The sequence below is a fragment of the Streptomyces sp. NPDC111507 genome, from assembly GCF_055638955.1.
Map to the genome: position 1 here is coordinate 1 of NZ_JBVKBU010000044.1, position 5,949 is coordinate 5,949.

Annotated in this window: 4 protein-coding genes; all 4 read left to right on the forward strand. The window is 68.9% G+C overall.

Features of this window, described 5'->3' with window-relative positions:
* Positions 1-1,579: hypothetical protein (locus ACZ7M2_RS52280; RefSeq protein WP_471601344.1), on the forward strand; the 1,579-nt coding region annotated here is incomplete at its 5' end.
* Complete coding sequence (locus tag ACZ7M2_RS52285) at positions 1,576-3,447, forward strand: hypothetical protein (RefSeq protein WP_471601345.1); 1,872 nt, start codon at positions 1,576-1,578, stop codon at positions 3,445-3,447. The genes ACZ7M2_RS52280 and ACZ7M2_RS52285, both read left to right, overlap by 4 nt.
* Complete coding sequence (locus tag ACZ7M2_RS52290; RefSeq protein WP_471601346.1) at positions 3,444-5,525, forward strand: hypothetical protein; 2,082 nt, start codon at positions 3,444-3,446, stop codon at positions 5,523-5,525. The genes ACZ7M2_RS52285 and ACZ7M2_RS52290 overlap by 4 nt, the downstream gene beginning before the upstream one ends.
* The gene (locus ACZ7M2_RS52295; RefSeq protein ID WP_471601347.1) at positions 5,522-5,908 is read left to right on the forward strand and encodes a hypothetical protein; all 387 of its coding nucleotides are present in this window, start codon (positions 5,522-5,524) and stop codon (positions 5,906-5,908) included. Before ACZ7M2_RS52290 ends, ACZ7M2_RS52295 begins: the two co-directional genes overlap by 4 nt.
* Positions 5,909-5,949: the final 41 nt, after the last annotated feature.

The window sequence follows — 5,949 nt, forward strand, 5'->3', positions numbered from 1 at the left end:
GCTTGTGTGCGCTCGGTCATTGACCGGGATGCCGTACGGTCCGCGGATGTTACGCCTTGGCACCTGGTCAGCCCACTTCACGTCGCGAGATCTGCCTGACTCGGTGGAAGCGGCAGGCCACCTGCGCCTTCGTCCCGATGAGTGGGAGCGATGGCTGGATGACCTGGGACTTCCCGACGGCACTCCGTACCTGCTCTCGCCGAGCTTCGTCTACGACGTGGAGTTGAACTCCTACTTCCATCGGGTGGACTTCCTGGCGGGGCCGCTGAACAGCCAGATCAACAGGGCGTCCGCGCTGGAGCGGCACCTGAACTTCCTGCACCGGAACCGCGGTGGGAAGGGCTGGCGCGAGGCCACAGAGGAAGATCACCTCGCTTATCACCACTGGCGTCGTCGAGACCCTCGTGGCCCCAGGGTTGACGGCGGCACCTGGAGTCAGGAGGTCTCCCACCTGCAGCAGTTCTACCTGCACGCCGTGTCCAAGAAATGGGTGGGCGAGGTGCCCATCCCGCAGCGGTCGCGGATGGAGTGGTCAGGGCACCAGGTGCCTCGACCACGGAGAGCGACCAGCGACACCGTGCCCGCGACCTACGCCCACGACGAGGGCGGCGATCGCATCGAGTGGCTGCCAGCCGTGTCCTATCGGCGCTGGCGGGACGTGGGGGTACGCGGCTACGGGGCCGATGGGCGCCCCCGGAGAGGGTTTCGGGGGCGGTGGAGCGAACGTAATTCGGCCTTCACCGATTTGATGGTCCGCACCGGACTGCGTCTGTCTGAGCAGGCGCATCTGGTCGAGTGGGAGGTGCCCACCGGTCCCGGGCCTACGGGCTACAGCAGGTTCTGGCTGCCGGGGGCGATCGCCAAGCGGCAGTCGGCGGGCTGGATCTACGTTCCGGCGTCAGTACGGCGGGATCTGACGGACTACGCCTTGCACGATCGCGCCGCCGTGGTGGAGGAGGCACAGGCGGAGGGCCGCTATGCCAAGATCCGTCGTCCGCTGGTCGTCGAGGACCGCGGCAGAGCGAACACCGCCCGCTACACGACGGGGGCGATGGCCGGGCGGCGGGTGGATGTCCGGCTTCTCGGCCCGGCCGAGAGGCGCCGGCTGCTGGTGGAGACGGACGCGGGTCTGGAGCCAGCCCTGTTCTGGCTCGGCGAGAGCGGCATGCCGCTGGCGGTGTCCACCTGGAAGGACATGTTCACCGCCGCCAATCAGAGGTGCGCTGACCTGGGCCTGGAGGTGAGAGCTCACGCCCACCTGCTGCGCCACTCGTTTGCCGTCGTCACGCTCGAACAGCTGCAGCGCGGGCACATCGCCGCGCTGGGGGACCTCAATCCGGACCAGCGGCTGCACTACGTCCGGATCTTCGGCGACCCGCTGGACTGGGTCCGCCGACGGCTGCGCCATGCCTCGGTGCTCAGCACCTTGATCTATCTGCATGCCTTGCAGGAACTGGAAATGGAGACGCGGATGGCGTTGGTGCCGGACACCTGGGAGGACGTGCGGGAGACCGCCGTCGAGGAGCTCGGCGGCGAGGACCCCCCGGCGGATCTGGCAGCGGCGGGAGGGGAGGGGTGAGCCGCCGGGGGCGGGGCAGCACGGGCCCGGGGCGCGTGTCGGTCCGGCCGGACGGGGACTACGCGGCGCCTCCGGCGGTCCGGCAGTGGGAGGGCGGCCTGGTGGTGGAGTTCGCCGGGGACGACGGCCGGCGCGAGAGCTTCGATCTCAGTCGGCTGCCCGCGGAGGGCTGGCACGAGTTCCTCGCGGAGGCGTTCGCATTGAGGATCGGTCCCAGCGGCGGGCTGCGGACCCTGGCGAGCGCGTTGAACTGCTGGCGGCACATCGTGCAGTGGACGCACATCATCCAGGGCCTGGGGGAGTCGGCGGACACGCCGGAGAAGTTGTCACAGGAGCACGTGAGGGCGTTCTTCGACGATACGGAGGGCACGCGCATCGCCCGCTACGGGCTGCAGACGGCGATTCGTACGCTGTTCTCGGACCGGCGGCTGGCCGGCCGGATTCCCGAGCCGGCCATGAATGCCCTCACCCGCGTGATCCCCAAGCCTCCCGGCACGCCGACGGGCGGTTACTCGAACGGAGAGTGGGACCGGCTGGCCGCGGCGGCCCGCGCGGACACCGCCCGGATCGCGAAGAGGGTCCGGGCCGCCGAGGATCTGCTGCGGAGATTTCGTACAGCGCCCGGAGAGCTGAGCGCCGAGGAGAGATCCCGCGGCGAGGTGCTGGATGCCATGGCATCCACCGGCGTGGTCCCCGCCTTCAGCGGGTTCCCCGGCGATCACGAACGGCGGCTCTTGGCGTCGCAGTTGTTCCTGACCTGGCAGGACCTGGCCCCGCCGCTGGTCCTGCTGGGAATCTTGACGGCCCGCAACGGCGAGACCTTGAAGGAACTGCCCGCCAAGCACCGCATCGTGGAGGGCCGCGCTGTCGAGCTGGAGGTCATCAAGCGCCGCCGCGGGTCCAGGCACTGGTTCCAGACCGCGACGTGGGAGATCGGCCCGCCGAACCGGGAGCTTCACACCGCGGGTGGTGCCTATCTGCTGTTGCTGGAGCTGACGGCGCGCAGCCGTGAGTTCTGCGGATCCTCCTCGGCGATCTGCTTCTGGCGCAACGGCCATAGCTCCGGCATCGCCGTCACGCAGGAGGAGCACTGGGCGCCATTCGAACTCGATCTGCGCCTGGCCGCCAGCATCGACCTGCGCGGGTGGGCGAAGAACCGACCTCTGCTGGCCGACGCGGACGATGACCAGGACGAGCCGCGGACCCTGCAGGTCAACTTCAACCGGATCAAGACCACCGCCGACGCGCGGCGGACCAAGCAGATGGGCGGGCACCTGCCGTCGGCGGCGAAGACGAACACCGCGCAGGTGCTGTTCACCAACTACCTGGCCGCGGACGAGGCCACCCGCACCTGGGCCGAGGAGGTCATGGCCGAGGCACTCGTCGACGCCGAACAGGCCGCAGTCCAGGCTCACCAGGCGGCGATGCAGTCCAGGGGCGGGGCGCCGACCGTTGTCCCCGGCCCCGCTTCCCCCGAGCGGCTGGGCGAGGCCGGCCTTGACGAGGAAACCGCCAAGGACCTGCACAGCGGCGACCTGGACACGGCCTGGACGGCATGCGCCGACCACGACCGGCACCCGGCCACCGGCACCGTCTGCGGCGACTCCTTCCTGGACTGCTTCCACTGCGGGAACTGCCTGGTCACCCGCGACCATCTGCCCCGGCTCGTCGCCCTGCTCGACGCACTGGGCGAACGGCGCCAGCAGATCAGCGAACTGGACTGGTGGAAGCGCTACGGGCCGGCCTGGATGGCGGTCAAGCGGGACATCCTCGCCAAGTTCGACCCCGCCGAGATCGCCGACGCCCGCGCACAGCACCCCGCGGACGCCCTGCTCGATCTCGTCGAACCTCCCTGGGAGCACCTATGAGCATCACCGCCCTGGCACCCGCCGGCCGCACCGCCGCGGGTCCCTTCGTCTTGCGGACCCGCCCGCTGCGGCCGGGCGTCCACCTGAGCCAGACCAGCCGCTACGGCGATGAGATCTGGCGGTTCAAGCAGGCCATGCTCAAGGAGCACGAGCGCGCCTACATCCTGAACTTCCCCGTCCTGCCGGACCGGTTCCGGCCCGCGGCCAAGAGGGTGTTCCACACCCTGCTGTCGGCCGACCCGCCGGACGGCGAGGACCAGATCAGCCTCCACTGCATCAGGGCGTACTTCGGCGACCTCAAGGCGCTGATCCTCTGGCTGGACGAGCGGTGGCCGCCGGACCGCGTCACTCTGAGCGAGGTGACGCCCCGGGACCTGGAGGACTACAGCCGCCACCTGCTGGCCACCTACCCCGCGTCAACCAGCGCCCGGGTCCGGCACCGCAGGACCATCCGGATCTTGTGGCGCTGGCGGACCCGACTGGGGAGCGAGGCCCTGCGGTTCGACCCTCTGCGGCTCGACGGCTGGAGCGAGAGCAAGTCCGAGAAGCGGGCCGAGAACGCCACCGACCGGATGCCCGAGCAAGTCCTCGGACCCCTGCTGGGCTGGGCGTTCCGGTTCGTCGACGCGTTCTCGGCAGACATCCTGCGCGCTGATCACTGCTGGCGGCAGATGCGGCTGCACAAGGTCACTCGCAAACGGCGCAAGGGCGCCATCCAGGCGCGGCTGCGGCAGATGCTCGACGAGCATCTCGCACAGAAGCGTCCCTTGCCCGGCTACAACGGACGTCCGAACGTCGAGCACATCGCGCGGACGCTGGGCTGCGGACGCAAGTCGGTCGACAGATACGCCGACATGATCGAAGCCGCCGCTGCTGTCGTCGGCATCGCACCGTTCAGCTACTTCGACACCGAGATCACCGCGCGGCTGGACGGCGAGCCGTGGATCGACGGCATCGCCACCTTCCATCTGGCCCCCACGAGCCTCGCCCACCTCGCGCGGCACCTCCAGGCCGCGTGCTACATCGTGATCGCCTTCCTCAGCGGGATGCGGGACTCGGAGGTCAAGCACCTGCGACGCGGCTGCCTGCAGATTCAGTGCGACGAGGACGGCAACCCCTACCGCTGGAAGGTCCGCAGCCTCGCCTTCAAAGGCGAACGCGACACCGCGGGAGTCCCGGCGACCTGGGTCGTCGGGGAACCCGTCGCCCGCGCGATCAAAGTGATGGAGTCCCTCCAGCTGCCGGACGTGGACTACCTCTTCTCCCGGCTCGGCCACGGACCCGCAGCACAGAAGGGTACGTTCGCCGCGTTGACCAGCGGGGCGACGAACACCCAGCTCGCCCGTTTCGTCACCTGGATCAACGACTACTGCGCGGACACCGGGCGGCCCGACGTCATCCCCAAGGTCAACAAGATGGTCTTCCCTCTGAAGACCAGCGTCTTCCGCCGCACCCTCGCCTGGTTCATCGCCCGCCGGCCCGGCGGCGTCATCGCGGGCGCCCTGCAATACCGGCACACAAGCATCCAGATGTTCGAAGGCTATGCAGGCACCAGCGCGTCCGGCTTCCGGGCGGAGGTGGAGAGCGAGCAGGCCCTGAGCCGCGGAGAGTTCTACGCCGAGAAGATCGATGCCCACGAGCACACCGACTTCAAGGGACCTTCAACGGAGGAAGCAGCCACCCGGCTCCAGGACTTCGGCGAACGCGCCCAGTTCCAGGGGCAGTTGGCACTCGACAGGAACCGGCTCAAGAGGATCATGAAACGCAACGATCCAGCGGTCTATCCAGGCACCTACATCACCTGCGTCCACGACCCCGCCAAGGCACTCTGCGAGAAGGCCCGGCGGGGCCGCGGCGAAGGACTTCCCGAGCACGGCGGCTGCCTGCCGCTGGCCTGCCGGAACGTCGCCCTGACCATCGAGAACACGCAAGCATGGCAGCGCGAACTCGCGCGGATCGAGCGTCGCCTCGCAGGGCGTCCTTTGTTGCCCCCGCTGCTGCTTCACCGGCTCAACGGACGCCGGGCCGAGATCACGGATTTCCTGGTCAGCAACGGAATCCCGGTGATCAGCTCATGAACGACATGCACCATGATCTTCCCGGCGCTCTCGTCCGCAAGCGCATGGAGGAGATGCTGGCCGCCTGCCGCGACTCCAACCGCCGGCCGAGTGTCCTCGCGTTCGCCCGCAGCCTGGGCATCAGCAACACGACCTTCCGACGCCGCTACCCCGACCTCGTCCAGGAGATCACCACCCGCCGAACGGCCCCCTCCGAGGAGCAAGTACAGGAGCCATCCGCCCTGGACGTCCTGATCGCCCGCAACGCGAAACTTCGGCGCCGCAACCGCGAACTCACCGCTGCCCTCGCCCTCGCCACCGCCCAGATCCAGTACGTCACCCTCGAGAACGTCCGCTTCCGAGAGGCACTCGAAGCCCAGCAAACAGTCACTCGCCTCCGCTGACGCCGATGCGGTCAACGGTCAGACACAAACCCCGTTCACAA